11 protein-coding genes are annotated in these 16,554 nt (G+C 67.0%); 3 read left to right on the top strand and 8 right to left on the bottom strand.

What is annotated here, in order from left to right:
- Positions 1-43 precede the first annotated feature (43 nt).
- The 7 genes from HLH36_RS10790 to HLH36_RS10820 all read right to left on the bottom strand — a co-directional run bounded on the left by HLH36_RS10790 (position 44) and on the right by HLH36_RS10820 (position 10,058).
- A complete protein-coding gene (locus HLH36_RS10790) occupies positions 44-1,054 on the bottom strand; it encodes a dihydroorotate dehydrogenase-like protein (protein WP_182986378.1) in 1,011 nt (336 codons plus the stop codon).
- 216 nt (positions 1,055-1,270) lie between these two features.
- Entirely contained in the window at positions 1,271-4,894 is a 3,624-nt protein-coding gene (gene nifJ, locus HLH36_RS10795; protein ID WP_246376703.1) for a pyruvate:ferredoxin (flavodoxin) oxidoreductase, read from the bottom strand.
- Positions 4,891-6,564: an NAD(P)-binding protein gene (locus HLH36_RS10800; RefSeq protein WP_182986379.1), complete on the bottom strand. Its 1,674-nt coding sequence runs from the start codon at positions 6,562-6,564 to the stop codon at positions 4,891-4,893. The genes nifJ and HLH36_RS10800 overlap by 4 nt, the downstream gene beginning before the upstream one ends.
- Positions 6,565-6,870: 306 nt before the next feature.
- The gene (gene cynS / locus HLH36_RS10805; RefSeq protein WP_182986380.1) at positions 6,871-7,320 is read right to left on the bottom strand and encodes a cyanase; all 450 of its coding nucleotides are present in this window, start codon (positions 7,318-7,320) and stop codon (positions 6,871-6,873) included.
- Positions 7,321-7,335: 15 nt separating this feature from the next.
- On the bottom strand, positions 7,336-8,730 hold the full coding sequence (locus HLH36_RS10810) for a sodium:solute symporter family protein (RefSeq protein WP_246376705.1): 1,395 nt from the start codon (positions 8,728-8,730) through the stop codon (positions 7,336-7,338).
- Positions 8,720-8,923, bottom strand: coding sequence for a DUF3311 domain-containing protein (locus HLH36_RS10815; RefSeq protein ID WP_246376707.1), 204 nt, complete (start codon positions 8,921-8,923; stop codon positions 8,720-8,722). Before HLH36_RS10815 ends, HLH36_RS10810 begins: the two co-directional genes overlap by 11 nt.
- A 139-nt stretch (positions 8,924-9,062) precedes the next feature.
- On the bottom strand, positions 9,063-10,058 hold the full coding sequence (locus HLH36_RS10820) for a LysR family transcriptional regulator (RefSeq protein WP_182986381.1): 996 nt from the start codon (positions 10,056-10,058) through the stop codon (positions 9,063-9,065).
- A gap of 292 nt (positions 10,059-10,350) precedes the next feature.
- On the opposite strand from HLH36_RS10820, the gene HLH36_RS10825 reads away from it, so the two are divergent.
- The 3 genes from HLH36_RS10825 to HLH36_RS10835 all read left to right on the top strand — a co-directional run bounded on the left by HLH36_RS10825 (position 10,351) and on the right by HLH36_RS10835 (position 15,335).
- Positions 10,351-12,723 carry a TonB-dependent receptor gene (locus tag HLH36_RS10825; protein WP_246376709.1) on the top strand — a complete coding sequence of 791 codons (2,373 nt, stop codon included), beginning with the start codon at positions 10,351-10,353 and terminating at the stop codon, positions 12,721-12,723.
- 19 nt (positions 12,724-12,742) lie between these two features.
- Positions 12,743-14,155 carry an amidase gene (locus HLH36_RS10830; protein ID WP_182986382.1) on the top strand — a complete coding sequence of 471 codons (1,413 nt, stop codon included), beginning with the start codon at positions 12,743-12,745 and terminating at the stop codon, positions 14,153-14,155.
- Between the two features lie 67 nt (positions 14,156-14,222).
- The gene (locus HLH36_RS10835) at positions 14,223-15,335 is read left to right on the top strand and encodes a P1 family peptidase (protein ID WP_182986383.1); all 1,113 of its coding nucleotides are present in this window, start codon (positions 14,223-14,225) and stop codon (positions 15,333-15,335) included.
- A 5-nt stretch (positions 15,336-15,340) separates the two neighbouring features.
- On the opposite strand, the gene HLH36_RS10840 is transcribed toward HLH36_RS10835, so the two are convergent.
- Positions 15,341-16,465: a phytanoyl-CoA dioxygenase family protein gene (locus HLH36_RS10840; protein WP_182986384.1), complete on the bottom strand. Its 1,125-nt coding sequence runs from the start codon at positions 16,463-16,465 to the stop codon at positions 15,341-15,343.
- Positions 16,466-16,554: the final 89 nt, after the last annotated feature.

Here is a 16,554-nt window from a genome sequence, read left to right on the forward strand (position 1 = left end):
GGCCGCGTTGATCCCGGTCAAGTCGATCCCGCCCATCCCGGTTTTATAATTGAGACACCGCCTGCGCGTCATAGCTGGTCAGGATGGTCCGGTACCGGGCACGCAGGAACTGCGCCGCCTCGTCAGGCTGCCCTCCGGCCGCAAGCTGCCCCTTGAAGGACGCGACCGACTCATGCCCCCGGCGCTCCATCCAGCCCCGCAGCGCACCCAGCAGCGTGGCCAGATGCCCCGGCCCATGGCGCAGCAGCGCGGAAGTGGTCATGACGGCATCCGCGCCCGCCAGCAGGTATTTCACCACGTCCCCACCGCTCCAGACCCCGGTCGAAGCCGCGATCGATGTCGGAATGCGCCGCGCCAGCAGCCCGACCCACATCAGCGGCAGGCGGATGTCGTACGGATTGCTCAGATGCAGGTCATCACGCGCCGTCAGCGCCGCCAGATCGACGTCGGGACCATAGAACCGGTTGAACAGCACCAGCCCGTCCGCACCTTCTTCGGCAAATTGCGCCGCCATATGGCCAGGCGCGCTGAAGAAGGGCGCCATCTTCACGCTCACCGGCACATCCACCGCCGCCTTCACCCGGCGCAGGACCTCCAGCGCCGCCGCCTCGACCGAGGGGCCGCTTTCCATCGGGTCGGCCGGCACGCGATAGATATTCAGCTCGATCGCCGACGCCCCCGCCTGTTCCAGCTTGCGGGCGAAATCGACCCACCCGCTGGCCGAACAGCCATTCAGGCTGGCAATGATCGGCACCCCCGCCCGTTCGGCGGCCCGCCGCAGCGTCTCCAACCGTCCGTCCAGCACATTGCCGCCAGGGGCCGGCGGCAGATAGCCCGCCGCTTCCGGCTGGCAATCGGTGCCCAGATCCATCATGGCCGCCTCGGCCAGTTCCTCGGCGACGATCTGCTCCTCGAAGATCGACGACAGGACAATCGCCGCCGCCCCCGCATCCGCCAGCCGCAAAATGCCATCCAGCTCGGCACTGAGCGGCGACGCCGAAGCGACAATCGGATGCTTCAGCTCAAGACCGAGATAAGTCGTGCTCAAATCCATGTCTTTAACTCTCTCCGCTAGCGGATTCCAAAAAATCGCCCTGAGAAAATCGAAGTTTCTGCCCGGAAACGTGGGCTGGTGAGCGAGAGCGGCCCACCGGGCCGCGTCCGTCGTGTGTTTCCGAGCACCGAAGCGGAGCGGCCTTGATGGCCGTGAGCATCGGAGCACAGGAAACGCGCGCCGGATCGCCACCAGCGCGCGTTTCCGGGCAGAAACTCAGGGAACGTCTTCCCAGTGGGGCAGAAACCGGCTGCCGTCACGGGCGGCCATATCCTCATAGATGCGATAACGCTCCTGCGCCGCCGCCTCGGCCTGCTGCAGCAGATGCCCGGCCGATTCCGGATGCGTGCGCAGCAGGGTCTTGTACCGCAGTTCGCGATAGGCATATTCCTTCAGCGGAATCCGCGGACGCGGCGAATCCAGCCGGAACGGGTTCAACCCGCTCCTGCGCATCGTCGGGTCGAAGCGGAACAGCGGCCAGTATCCCGACGCCACCGCCCGCGCCTGCTGCTTCATGCCGGTGCGCATGTCGATCCCATGCGCGATACACTGCGAATAGGCCAGGATCAGCGACGGCCCGTCATAAGCCTCGGCCTCGCGCATCGCGATCAGCGCCTGTTCCGAATTCGCCCCCAGCGCGATCTGCGCCACATAGACGGTGCCATAGGAAATGGCCTGCAACGCCAGATCCTTGCGCGGCACCCGCTTGCCGGCCGCCGCGAACTTGGCGCTCGCCCCCAGCGGCGTCGCCTTCGAGGACTGGCCACCGGTGTTGGAATAAACCTCGGTATCCAGCACCAGTACGTTCACGTTGCGACCCTGCGCCAGCACGTGGTCCAGCCCGCCATAGTCGATATCATAGGCCCAGCCATCGCCACCGACGATCCAGATCGAACGACGGACCAGGAAATCCGCCAGGATCAGCAGGTTTTTCGCATCCGCCCCCTCGATCGGCGCCAGGCGCTGCTTCAGGGCCGCCACGCGCTCGCGCTGCTCGGCATAATCGCGCTCGCTATGCTGCGTCTTCGCCAGGATCTCATCCGCCAGATCCTGCCCCACCTTCGGCGCCAGCCGGGCCAGCAGGTCGCGCGCCAGCCCGGTCTGCTTATCCACCGCCAGGCGGAAACCCAGCCCGAATTCGGCATTATCCTCGAACAGCGAATTCGCCCACGCCACCCCGCGCCCTTCGGCATTCGCCTTCCACGCATGGGCCGGCATATTGCCGGCATAGATCGCCGAACAGCCGGTAGCATTGGCAATCTGCAACCGGTCGCCGAAAAGCTGCGAGATCAGCTTCAGGTACGGCGTCTCGCCACAGCCCGCGCAGGCCCCGCTGAACTCGAACAGCGGCTCCAGCAACTGCACACCCCGGACATTGGCCTGGTTCACGAAGGTCCGGTCCGGCGTCGGCAGGGTTTCGAAGAAGCTGATATTCTTCCGCTCCTGCTCCAGGATCGGCAGCTTCTCGCCCATATTGATCGCCCGATGCACGCCATCCTCGGCAATGGCGGGGCAGTTTTCCACGCACACGCCGCAGCCGGTGCAATCCTCGACATAGAATTGCAGCGAGAAACGGGAATCCGGATAGCCACGCGCATTGACCGGCGCCGAGCGGAAATGCTCCGGCGCCCCCTCCAGCGCATCCTCGTCATAGATCTTGGCGCGGATCACGCTATGCGGGCAGACGATGCTGCACTGGCCGCACTGGATGCACGCATCCTGGTCCCAGATCGGCACCTCGACCGCGATATTGCGCTTTTCATACTGCGTGGTGCCACCGGGAAACGTCCCATCGGCCGGGATCTTGCTGACCGGAATCGCCTCGCCCCGGCTGGCCATGATCTCACCCGTGACCTCGCGCACGAACAGCGGCGCGGTCGCCGGCACGATCGGCGGCATGGCCACGGTGCCGGCTGCCACCTGCGGCACACTCACCTCGTGCAGCGCCGCCACCGCCGCGTCCACGGCGGCAAAATTCAACTTCACCACCGCGTCGCCCTTGGCGCCATAGCTCTTGGTGATGAAATGCTTGATCTGCGCCACCGCCTCCTCGGGCGGCAGCACCCTGGACAGATGGAAGAAGCAGGTCTGCAACACCGTGTTCACACGCGGTCCCAGCCCGATCTTCATGGCCACGTCGGAGGCATCGATCACGAAGAAACGCAGCTTCTTGGCCACGATCTGGTCCTGCACCCGGCGCGGCAACCTGTCCCACACCGCGTCCGGCCCATAGGGGCTGTTCAGCAGGAACGTCGCACCATCGATGGCCGGCCCGAGGATGTCGCGCCTGAACAGGAATTCGAACTTGTGACAGGCCACGAAATCCGCATGCCGGATCAGATAGGGTGCCGCGATCTGCGCCGTGCCGAACCGCAGGTGCGAAATCGTCTCGCCGCCCGATTTGTGCGAATCATAGTCGAAATAGGCCTGCGCGAACCGTCCCGGCTGTTCGCTGAGGATCTTCACGCTGTTCTTGTTCGCGCCCACCGTGCCGTCGGCACCCAGCCCGTAGAACAGGCAGCGCACGGTATCCTTCGGCTCGATATCCAGATTCTGGTCATAGTCCAGATTGGTATGCGTCACGTCGTCATCGATGCCGAGCGTGAAATTGTTCTTCGGCGCCGCCTTCGCCAGTTCGTCGAAGACCGCCTTGACCATGCCCGGATTGAAATCGCGCGACGACAACCCGTAGCGGCCGCCGATCACGCGCGGCATCGCACCGATCCGCCCGGTGCCGAACGCCTGCGCCAGCACCCCCAGCACGTCGGCATAAAGCGGCTCCATCGGCGCGCCCGGCTCCTTGGTGCGGTCGAGCACCGCGATCGCCTTCACGCCCGGCGGCAGGGCTGCCAGGAAATGCTCGGCCGAGAACGGGCGATAGAGCAGCACCTGCAACGCCCCCACCTTCTCGCCGGGCCGGTTCGCTCCCTGGCGGTTCATCCACAGCGCGGTTTCCCGCACCACTTCCGCGCCCGATCCCATGCTGATGATCACACGCTCGGCATCCGCCGGCCCGTCATAGCGGAACAGGCGATAGTCACGGCCGGTCAGGCCGGCAAACCTGTCCATCACCTCCTGCACGATACCCGGCACCTTCGCATAGTACGGGTTCACCGCCTCGCGCGTCTGGAAATAGGTATCGGGATTCTGCCAGGTGCCACGAATGAACGGATTGTTCGGCGTCAGCGCGCGCCCGCGATGGGCATGCACCAGATCGTCATCGATCATGGCCCGGATCACGCTGTCGGGCATGATCTTCAGCATGTTGTATTCGTGCGACGTGCGGAACCCGTCGGTAAAATGGATAAACGGCACCCGCGCCGCCAGCGTCGCCGCCTGCGCGATCAGCGCCAGGTCATGCCCTTCCTGCACCGAGGCCGCACCCAGGATCGCGAAACCCGTCGGCCGCGCCGCCATGATATCCTGATGGTCGCCGAAGATCGACGACCCGCCCGCCGCCAGCGCCCGCGCCGCGACATGGAAGACCGTGGCCGTCAACTCGCCCGCGATCTTGTACATGTTGGGCAGCATCAGCATCAGCCCCTGCGACGCCGTAAAGGTCGTCGTCAGCGCGCCGCTCTGCAACGACCCATGCACGCAGCCCGCGGCCCCGCCCTCGGCCTGCATTTCCTGCACTTCGGGGATATTGCCCCAGATGTTGCGCAGCCCCTGGTCCGACCAGGCATCGGCCAGTTCCGCCATCGGCGAGGACGGCGTGATGGGATAGATGGCGCAGATTTCGTTGACCCGATAGGCCACATGCGCGACGGCCGTATTGCCGTCCATCGTGGCGGTCTGTTCGGTCATGCCGACCTTCTCCGTTCCTGTCATGTCGCTCATGCCCGCACCTTGAATCCCGACGGCGCCAGGGCGGAATCCTGGCCGGCCGTCTCCGGCTCCATTTCGATCGCATGGCAGGGACATTGCTCGAAACAGGTGGCACAGCCGGTGCACAGATCCATCGACACTGCATAGCCCTGTCCCGGTCCCAACCGGGTAATCGCCTGTTCAGGACAGGCGGCATAGCAATTGTCGCATTCGAAGCAATTGCCGCACGAAAGGCAGCGCTGCGCCTCATAGCGGGCATGGCGCGCGTCCAGCCCGGCATCCACCTCGTCGAAGCCCATGCGCTCGGCCACCGGTCGCTCGGCCTGCACGCTGCGCGGCGCATCGCGATAATCCGGCAGATGCAGCATGTCGAAACGGACCAGCGGATGCGCCGCCGGATGGTCATACGTCCCGCCGCCCAGCCACGCATCGATCGCCCGCGCCGCCAGCTTGCCATGCCCCGTCGCCGTGGTCATGGTCCGCGCACCGCCAATACAGTCGCCACCGGCAAAGATGCCCGCCTGCCCGGTCATCAGCTCGGCATCCACGGCGACGGTGCCGTCCTTCCGCACCGTCACCCCCACGGCATCGGCCAGCAGGCCGAGGTCGCTATGCTGCCCCACCGCCAGCACCACCGCATCGGCCGCCAGCCGCTCCGTCTCGCCGGTCGGCGTCACGCTGCCGTCGGGGTTCATGGTCACCTTCTCGACCACCAGCCCATCGGCGCCGAAATGATCGACCACGCTCAGCCAGCGCACCTTCGCCCCCTCGGCGACGGCCTCGGCCGCCTCGGCCGGCAGGGCTTCCATATGCTGCTGGTCATAGCGGAAGATGATGACCGTATCGGTGGCACCCAGCCGCCGCGCGGTACGCGCGGCATCCATCGCCACATTGCCGCCGCCGACCACCGCCACCACGCGCCCCAGCGCCGGCCGCCCGCCACGGCTGACATCGCCCAGCAGGCCGATCGCATCGGTCATCTTCCGGCCGTCCATGGCCGGGATGTTCAGCCGGTTGGCCAGTTGCGCGCCAACCCCCACGAACACGGCGTCGAACCCGCCCTCCCGCTTCGCGCGCGCCACGTCGTCCACCCGCTGCCCGCAGCGCAGCGTCACGCCCGGCAGGCCGGTGATGCGCGCAATGTCCTTATTCATCGGGTCCCGCGGCAGGCGATAGGCCGGGATGCCGTACATCATCATCCCACCCGGCTGCTCGGCCGCGTCCCGGATTTCCACCTGATGCCCCATCCGGGCCAGATGCCACGCACAGGACAGACCGGCCGGCCCCGCGCCCACGACCAGAATTTTCTTGCCGGTGGCGGGCGCCACCGAGACCTGCCAGCCCTTCTCGGCCGCCAGGTCGCCCAGAAACCGCTCGACCGCATGGATGGCAACCGGCGAATCCAGCTCGCCCCGATTGCATCCGCCTTCGCACGGATGATAGCAGGCCCGGCCATGGATGGCGGGCATCGGGTTGTTGGCCACCAGCGCCCGCCAGGCCTTTTCGTATTCGCCCGCCTGGGCCAGGGCCAGCCAGCCCTGAATGTCCTCGCCGGCCGGGCAGGCATGGTTACAGGGCGGCAGGAAATGCCTGTAGACGGGCTTCTGCCAGCGTCGGCTGCCGACCCCGCGCCGCGTCGTCTCCTGCAGCACCTGCGTCATGTCATCGCGTTTCAAAGCCATTCCCACCCCCAGCCCGTCGGGACCGCCCGCGCATTATGAGCGCGTGACAGGCCTCCTGCCGCACGACCGATATCACGAGATCATCGTTTCGATATCGATCCAGATAAACCCTCGCCCCAGGATCGGACCCGCTCAAGGATTCGCTGGATTTGTCATAACATCGAACAGGCCGGGAGCCGTTTGACCGAGGTCAAACGTCACAAATTTCTTTTATCTGTCATCAGGATGGCCATGGCGGACGCGTGCCCTCAGCGCCCCGGCACGGCCCGCGGGCCGCCGCCAGGAAGGTCCAGCGCCGCCTCGGCCTCAGTACGGCCTGTAGGGCAGGAACTTGCCGGAAATCGTGACCCGAACCCGATCGCCCGCCGGATCGGCCTCGCGCCCGACCTGCATGCGAAAATCGATCGCACTCATGATTCCGTCGCCGAATTCCTCGTGGATCAGTTCCTTCAGCGCCGGCCCGTAGACGCTGAGCATCTCATACCAGCGATACAGGAGAGGATCGCCGGGCGCCCCACCGTCGAAGCTCCCCTTGTACGGCACCGCGCACAGCCAGGGCAGCGCCGTCTGGTCCAGGTCGAACAGGCCGATCACCGTCCGCGCCTCATCCTCCGAAAACACCATCTGCCCCAGGCAGGCACAGGTCGTCCATTCCTTGCTGCGCCCGACCTGCCGGGCGATATCAGCCCAGTTCAGGCCCTTGCGAACCCGGGCGATCACGATCGCCTCGGTAACGTCTTCGCGGCTGGTATACATGCGCCTCTCCCCTTGTCAGACGGTCTCGGAAACCGGCCCCGCGACACGCTTCCGGCGTTCCATCCACCAGATCGCGCCCGCGACCAGCAGATTGGCCACCAGCCCGACCATTCCGGTATTGAGCCCCGCCGGCTGCAAGCCCGCAAGCGCACCGCCCATGGCCACGACATCGCCGACGACCAGCCCGGCACCCAGCGCCCGGGCCGAGAGCGGCCAGCGCCAGATGATCGCGGCAATGCCGGGAATGAATTGCGACACGCCCAGGTAATAGAAGCTGGTCAGCGTGACCATCAGCCCGGACAGATGCCCCGCCGCCAGGATCGAGAACAGCAGATAGAACGCGATCACCGCCTGCGCCCCCCGCCGCTGCCCGGCATCGGAAAGCCCATGCAGCAGGTTGCGCGACACCAGCGGGCCGATGGCCAGGCAGGTACCGGCCAGGATCACCAGTCCCGACAGCGCGCAGGCACCGGCGGCCAGCCCCACCATCCAATCAGGCAGCAGCGCCCCGGCCGCCACCATGAACACCGCATTGGGCGAGGGCACCGGCAGCCCCGCCGAGCGCGCATACAGCGCCACCAGATAGAGGAACGGAAACATCACCATATAGAGCGGCATGACGATCTGGTTGCGGCGCACCGTCCGCGCCGAGCGCGCGGTGAACACGAAGGCGACCGTCTGCGGCGCCACACAGAACGCCACGGCCTGGAGCGGAATGGTGGACAGCGCATAGACCTGGTCCCGCAGCGCCACCGGCGGCCCGCTCCACTCCACGGGCGGCAGGTGCGCCATGCCGCCCGCGCGCAACGCGGCCAGCCCCACCACCGTCACCGTGATCAGCACCAGACTGTCCTTGATCACCGAGACATAGGCCGGCGCACGAATGCCCGAGAGCATGATCCAGGCAAAGGTCAGCCCGGCGGCGGCGGTGGTCGTCCATTGCTCGGGCAACGCCCAGTGGAACTGGTCGATGACGCGCAGCAGGCCGACGATCTGCAATTCGCCCATCGGCAGCAGGCACAGGATCGCCGTCAGCACCACCAGCCGTTCCAGCCCGACGCTGCCGAAACGGGCACGGAACAGATCGGCCATCGTCAGGGCCTGATAATCCCGCCCCGCCCGCCAGATCAGCGGATTGATGAAATAACCGACCGGATAGGCCAGCACGATATAGCCCAGGAACCAGATGATGAAGGACGTGCCGGTGCTGTAGGCCGCCGACGGAAACCCCATGATGCTGCCGATACTGTAGGTTTCCCCCACCGCCAGCATGAAGACCAGGATGCCGCCGAACTGCCCCGACGCCACGAAGAAATCGCGGCTGTCCTGGTGGCCATGGCCACGCCGCGAGAACAGCGCCACCAGGATCGACAGCAGAATGACCAGGAAGAAGACGATGCTAGCCATCATCCCCTCCGCGATCGAACGCCAGCCAGACGACGGCCATGCACAGCGACGTCAGGAAGAACCAGCCGAACAGCCAGCACACCACCAGCGGCACCCCGAAGACCAGCAGGCGGCTTGAACTCAGGATGGGCAGCAACAGCACGATCGCGCCGAACGGCACGCCGACCCCCAGGCCGACACGCCACACATCTCTCATGCGTCCCTCTCTCATGCGTCCCTCTGTCGATCGCGGCTTCAGTGCGCTGCCCTCCCATGCGGAATTGTGCCGGACGAAGACCCGGCCGCCATGCCGGTCCGTGCCGTTCCCGTTCGGATTGCGGCTGCATCGTGCGGGTTCATGCCCGATGCCGCAGCCCGGCCCTATCGGGCCCGCCCCCACCGGTCGGGTCGGAGACACCCATAGTCTGCCAGCATGCATCCGGGCCGCCCACCCCCTTCTCACGCCGGCGCATATGCTCCAGCAGGGCCGTATTGAGGGCACGCGCGGCATAGGTCAGGGCGCGGTCGGGATGGCGGCATACGTCCAGGCTGGTGCCGATGCGGTCCTCGCCCAGCAGGGGCACGCTCCTGAGCGACCCGGCTTCGATCTCGCGGCGAAAACATTCCGGCGGCAGGATCAGCACCGCCCGCCCCTGCAGGGCGAGTTCCTTCTGCACGATCAACGATCCGGTGACGAAAACGGGGTCGATGCTCAGGCCGTTGCTCCGGGCCACCCGCTCCATCTCCTGCCGCACCGAATAGGATGCATCGGGCACTGCCAGCGGATGGCGCACGACATCGCGCAGGGTAACGCCCCGCATCGTCGCCAGCGGATGGTCCGCCCCCACGATCGCGGCATGCTCCAGCGGCGTGCTCGCCTGCACATAGGGCCTGGCGCTCTCGGGCGAGAAAATGGCCACGCCCAGATCCGCCTCGCCATGGCGCAGGGCCTCGAACAGCTCCTTGGTGCGCCCCTCGCTCACCCGGAAACGCAGGCCGGGATAGCGGTCATGGATCTCGGTCAGGATCGGCACCAGAAGTTCGGAAACCAGCGCGCCGCCCGCATAGATGCACACGCTGCCGCGCCGCAGGCCGCGCAGATCGTCGATCAGTTGGCGCGTGGCATCCATGTCGCCCAGGGTCAGGCGCGCGCGCTCGGCCAGCAATGCGCCCGCTTCGGTCAGGGCCATGCCGCTGGGCGAGCGGTCGAGCAACGGGGCCCGAAAATGATATTCCAGATGATCCAGCTTGCGCGCCACGGCAGCCGGCGACATGCCCAGAAGCTGTGCTGCCTGCCGCAACGAGCCTGTCCGCGAAACCTCGATGAAAACACGCAGGGCTTTCAGATCCATGACAGCCACCCGGAAACGGCCTGACGCGTGGCGCGCCACATATCATTATGATTCAACAACAATGTGAAGCAGGCCGCCCGCCGAGGCAACCGTTATTGCACCCCGCCCCGCATCCCGTCATATACGCCACCGCCGGCACGCCAGACCATACACCACCCCACGTCGCCAGGGTGTTACGGAAACCGTTCTACTCTGCTCCGCTTTTCGAACTCACGCATTTTATTTCGACCATGCAACTATGCCCCATCGCCTCACCCATATGCTGACATGGGTCAGCCCGGAGACACCGCGCATGCCTCCCGTGAACCCGATCGCACGTCGTAACGCCCGGCCGCCCCGCACGATCCGCCTGCCGCTGCGCGCCGCCCTGTCCACCATCCTCTGCATGGGCGCGACCGGCGTGGCCGCCGCCGCCGCGCCGGATACCGGAACCGCCTCGTCCCGGCCGGCCCCTCCCGTCAAGGCGCGGCCGAACGCCGCCGCCCGCCCACCGGCGGCGCCCTCTCCCAGCCCCGCAGAAAGCACCAGCCGGCTGGAAGCCATCACCGTCACCGCCGATCGCCGCAGCCAGAACGCCCAGAACGTGCCAAGCTCCATCGCCGTCATCACCGGCAGGGACCTGGCGGCCCGCAACGTCAACACGGTGTTCGACCTGCAATATCTCACGCCGTCCCTGCAGGTGACGCCCCAGTTCGGCAGTGGCCAGCCGGCCTTCACCATTCGCGGCGTGGGCTTCAACGATTATGCCAGCAACAACGCGCCGACCGTGGGCATCTATCTCGACGAAGTCGCCAATCCGGTGCCCTTCGCCAGCAACGGCATGATGTTCGACATCAGCCGGGTCGAGGTGCTGCGCGGCCCGCAGGGCACGCTCTACGGCCGCAACACCACGGGCGGCGCCATCAACTATATCCTCAACCACCCGACCGACAGTTTCCACGCCGGGCTCAGCGGCCAGTACGGCCGGTTCGATGCCGGCAAGGTCGAGGGCTATCTCTCAGGCCCGCTGGGGCGTTACATCAAGGTCCGCCTGTCGGGGCAGACCCAGCAGGGCGGCGCCTGGCAGCATGACGACCAGGGCGGCCATCTGGGCAATGTGGATCGCGGCGCCGCCCGCCTGCTCGTCGAGGCCACCCCGACCGACAGCATGAAGGTGACGCTGAACATCCATGGCAGCCGCGACCGCTCGGATGCCAACGGCCTGCATCTCTATTCGCCGCTCCGGTCGCTCAACATCCTGTATGGCAGCGCCTATCCCATCTATCCGGCGGATACCGACCGCGACATCGCGCATTGGGGCACCTCCCCGCAATTCGCGCGCGAGATCGGCATCAGCCCCAGCGCCAAGCCGTTCTCGCATATCGACACTGGCGGCCTGTCCCTGCGCATCGACCAGGATTTCGTCGCCTTCCGCCTGACCGAGCTGGCCAGCTACGATGCCGCCGCCCGCCAGGAATACGATAATTACGATGCCTCGTCGCTCGCCATCGCCGACGTCTATTACCAGTCCCGCGCCAACGTGTTCTCCAACGAGCTGCGCCTCACCTCGCGCGGCCCGTCCCGCCTGTCCTGGGTGGGCGGCATCTATTATTCCAACCAGTACCTGTCCGATCAGTACCATTCCGGCTTCATGGATTCCTACCATTTCGACCGCGTGGTGAAATATTCGCAGATGGTCAACACCATCAGCGGCTTCGGCCAGGCCACCTACAGGCTGCTGGACAGGCTCTCCATCACCGGCGGCCTGCGGATCGAGCACGAGGCCCGCAGCCTCTATGGTTTCCAGTCCTACATGCTCTCCGGGTCCGACCCCGGCAACGCGCCGTTCGGCCCGCGCCAGCATTACGACTACACCAAGCCCTCGGCGAAGTTCGCGATCCAGTATAATCCCATCCGCAACGACATGCTCTATGCCTCCTACAGCCACGGCATCAAGTCGGGCGGCTTCACCACCTACAACACCGCCGCACCGCAGATTTCCACCAAGCCCTTCAAGGCCGAGACCATCGATGCGTGGGAACTGGGCAACAAGCTCGACCTGCCGCGGCAGAACCTGCGGCTGAACCTCTCCTCCTTCTATTACGATTATCACGGCCAGCAGATTCAGTCCGCCGTGGTCAACCCGCAGACCGGCCTGGTGGGCTCCATCGTCAACGCCCCCCACTCCCATCTCTACGGGCTGGAGTTCGAGGCCGAGTGGTCGCCGCTGCCGGGCCTGACCCTCACCCAGTCCGGCGGCTGGGCCATCGGCCAGTTCGACGATTTCTACTCCGTCCTGCGCGCCGACCGCATCAACGGCACCTATGTCGGCGTCTATGCCAGCCGCAGGGGCGACAGCCTGCCGGCCCCCAAGCTCACGCTCAACGGTTCGGCCGCCTATCGCTGGTCCATGGGCGATTATACGCTGACCACGAGCATGAACTATTCGCTGCGCTCCACCTACCGCTCGCTGTTCGGGCCGCTCTACAATGTGGCAGGCTACACGCTCTGGGGGGCCAACCTCTCCTTCGGGCCGAAGAACAACCGCTGGACGGTCGCGGCTTTCGGCAACAATATCTTCAACAAACGCTACGACGTGGAGCGCAATTATTTCGTCAACGGCGACACGGTGGCCCTTGCGGGCATGCCCGCGACCTGGGGCGTCCGCGCCGCCATTTCCTATTGATGCAGGCAGGGCACCAGTCATGACGAAACCCCTCTTCGCGCTCGACGCGACGGAAATGCTCGCCGGCTATGCCACGGGCGCGTTCACGCCCACCGAGGTCATGCGCGCGCTCAACGCCCATATCGCCCGTTGGGAACCGACGCTCGGCGCGCTCTATCTCTGGCGGCCCGAACAGGCCGAGGCCCAGGCCGCCGCCGCCACCGCGCGCTGGCGGCAGGGCCAGCCCATGGGCGTGCTGGACGGCGTGCCCGTCACGGTCAAGGAACTGATCGCCACGGCCGGCGACCCCGTACCCCTGGGCACGGCGGCGGTGGACCTCTCCCCCGCCCCGGCCGACGCCCCCTGCGCCGCCCGCCTGCGCGAGGCCGGGGCCATCATCTTCGCCAAGACGACCATCCCCGATTACGGCATGCTCTCCTCCGGCCTCTCCAGCTTCCATACGCTGGCGCGCAACCCGTGGAACCTCGCCACCAATCCCGGCGGCTCGTCCGCCGGCGCCTCGGCGGCGGCGGCTTCCTGCTACGGGCCCATCCATGTCGGCACCGATATCGGCGGCTCGGTACGCCTGCCCGCCGCATGGTGCGGCACGGTGGGCTTCAAGCCCACGCTGGGCCGCATCCCCATCGACCCGTACTATACCGGCCGCTGCGCCGGCCCCATGACACGCGGCATGGCAGACGCCGCCCTGGCCATGGGGCCGCTCACCCTGCCCGACTCGCGCGATGCCACCTCCCTGCCCTACGAGGCCATCGCCTGGTCGGCCGCCCCCCTTTCGCCGGCCGGGCTGCGCGTGGGCGTGATGCTGGATGCCGGCTGCGGCCTCGCGGTCGACGCGGAAATCGCCGCCGCCATCGAAAACGCCGCCAGCCTGTTCGCGCGCGCGGGCGCCACCATAGTCGCGGCGCCGCCCGTCCTCACGCGGGACATCCTCGACGGCATCGACCTGTTCTGGCGCGCCAAGTTCTGGGACGAGGTCAGCCGGCTGCCACAGGCGCGGCGCGCGCGCATCCTGCCCTATATCCTGGAATGGGTCAGCGCGGGCGCACATGTCACGGGCGTGGAGGCCGCACGCGGCTTCGGCGGCACCTTCGCCCTGCGCCAGGCATGCGCCGCCCTGTTCGACACGGTGGATGTGGTCCTGTCCCCCACCACACCCAACCTCTCCTTCCCGGCCGACTGGGCCTCGCCCACCAACGATCCGGCCCTCCCGTTCGAACATTGCGCCTTCACCCTGCCGTGGAACATGTCCGAGCAGCCGGCCCTCACCCTCAATTGCGGCTTCTCGCACGCCGGCACGCCCATCGGGTTGCAGATCGTCACCAGGCGTTTCGCCGACCTGCAGGCCATCCGCCTGGGCCGGTGGTTCGAACGTGAATACGGACGCGTGCCCCACTGGCCGGGCGAATCCCCCCAGCCCCCGCCCTTCCCCTGAACGCCCTCCCCCGAACGCTCCGTCGCACAAGGTCCGCTTTCCCGATGAAAACCCAATGAAAAGACGTATGCTTCTCGGCCTCACGGCCGCCCTGCCGATGCTGGCGGCCCGCGCGACGCAGCCCCGCGCGGCAGGGGCCGACCCGCTGCATCCCGGCCCCGGCCATGCGGGCCCCACCAACCTCATCACCGATGTCGCGGGCCTCGCGGTCGGCGAGGCGCATGACCCAAAGGCCCGCACCGGGGTCACGGTCATCCTGCCCGACCAGCGGGTGGCCTGCGCGGTCGATGTGCGCGGCGGCGGCCCCGGCACGCGCGAGACCGATGCCCTCACGGCCGGCAATCTCGTGCGCAGCGTGGACGCCATCGTACTGTCCGGCGGCTCGGTGTACGGGCTGGGCTCGGCCGACGGCGTCGCCGCGTGGCTGGGCGCGCGCGGGCGCGGCTTTTCCATGACGAAGCAGCCCGGCGTCCCGCCCTCGCCCATCGTGCCCACCGCGATCCTGTTCGACCTGGCCAATGGCGGCGACAAGAACTGGGGCCTCAACCCGCCCTATCGCGACCTGGCATTGCGGGCCATGGACCGTCCCTCCCGCACTGTCGATCTCGGCACGGCGGGCGCGGGCTACGGGGCCCAGGCCGGCGCCCTCAAGGGCGGTCTCGGCTCGGCCTCCTTCGTCACGGCCGACGGGCTGACCGTCGGCGCGCTGGTGGCGGTCAACAGCCTCGGCTCGGTGGTCGTGCCCGGCACGCGCCATTTCTGGGCCGGCCAATTCGAAATGGGCCGCGAATTCGGCGGGCTGGGCGCCAGCGCCGCCCATGTCGATCCCGAGGATTGGGGCCGGGCGAAATTCAACCCGGCGGCCCGCGCCAACACCACCATCGCCTGCATCGCCACCGATGCCGATATCGACGCCGACGACCTCAAGCGCGTGGCCATGATGGCGCAGGACGGGCTTGCCCGCGCCATTCGCCCGGTTCACTCGCCCTTCGACGGAGACGTCATCTTCGCCCTGTCCACGGGGCGGCGCCCCCCGCCCCCCGGCCCGCGTCCGCTTTATGTCGCACGGCTGGGGGCCTTGGCGGCCGACGTGCTGGCCCGCGCCGTGGCGCGCGGCGTCTACGAGGCAACCCTCCCTCCAGGCATGGGCGGCCCGACCTGGAAGAGCCTGCCGGGGTGACCAGCCTACCGACGCACGAACCGCCGAAGCATGCGAGAGGTCACCTGCCCGAACCGGCCGGACAGGCCGGGGGGAACATGCACGCTGGCATGTCCACCGACATCCAGGTCGAAGGCGCCGACATCTCCACGCTTCCGCCAGACATGGACACCCACCCCGCCTTCCTCCAGCCAGTCGTGGAATGCCCATAAGGCGGGCGCGCGGCGCCGTCCGACCGCATGGATGCGCCACGGATCGACCAGGGGCGCAAAGAACGGATTGCCCCGTTCGTACGCCCAGATTTCCACCCGGATACCAGGCTGCTCGCTGACCCCGCGCGCATGAAAGCCGCCGGTGTCGGCGACGATCAGCGTATTGGCGGGCACGGCAACGGCGCGCGGCGCCGGATAGCCCATGGCGGCAAGCGCCTCCTCGTCGACACGGAAGGACCCGCGTCCGCTCAGACGATCGGCGGAACCGGCCGCCTCCAGGCTCATCCGCTTTTCCCATGCCTGCCGTGCCGGATTCAGCCTGTGCGAACCGGGAACGTACACGAACGGCCCGCTATTCTCCGCCGTCTCGGTCAGCGTGAACCAGGCCTTGACGGTCGGATGAAACGTATCGGCATGAAGCTGAAGCTGCGGATCGGGAACGCCGGTGACGGCGTGCGGCAGGATCGTCTGGATATAATAGAGCGGTTCGCAGTCGCGGCTGCCGGCCAGCCGGATCAGCCGGCCCAGAAGAGGCACGTCCAGCAACGTCCGGACACCGGGCATGCGGGCCAGAACCCGGGGCTCCAGCGCGATACGGCGTGTCACCGTATCGCCCTGAATGGTCTCGCGCGCCTCTCCCCGATATTGCCGGACATCATCGAGAAGCCGGCTGAACGTCGCGGCCGGCAGAAAGTCGCGGATGACGACAAACCCGTCACGGTCGAACTCGGTCACGAGATGCGGCGGAATCGCACGTTTCAGCCGCCGCCGCCGCCAGGATGCGGCCCGATGGGCCACGCTCTGGCGCAGGACATGCAGCCCCGTCTCATTCAGCCGGCGGCTGCCGATCAGCGGATTGTCGCGAAAGGATTTCACCCCGGTGAAAAGCTGAAGCGTCCAGACAGGATAGGTCAGAATAGTCTTGATTGTCTTATGCATCACATCCGATCGGCCATAGCGGCATGGGAACGCCTCCCCCACCGTGCGGTTGCAGCCCCGCCTGTCGCGAGCAGGCAGGGAACACGCCA

The organism is Gluconacetobacter aggeris (assembly GCF_014174395.1).
Taxonomy (GTDB): Bacteria; Pseudomonadota; Alphaproteobacteria; order Acetobacterales; family Acetobacteraceae; genus Gluconacetobacter; species Gluconacetobacter aggeris.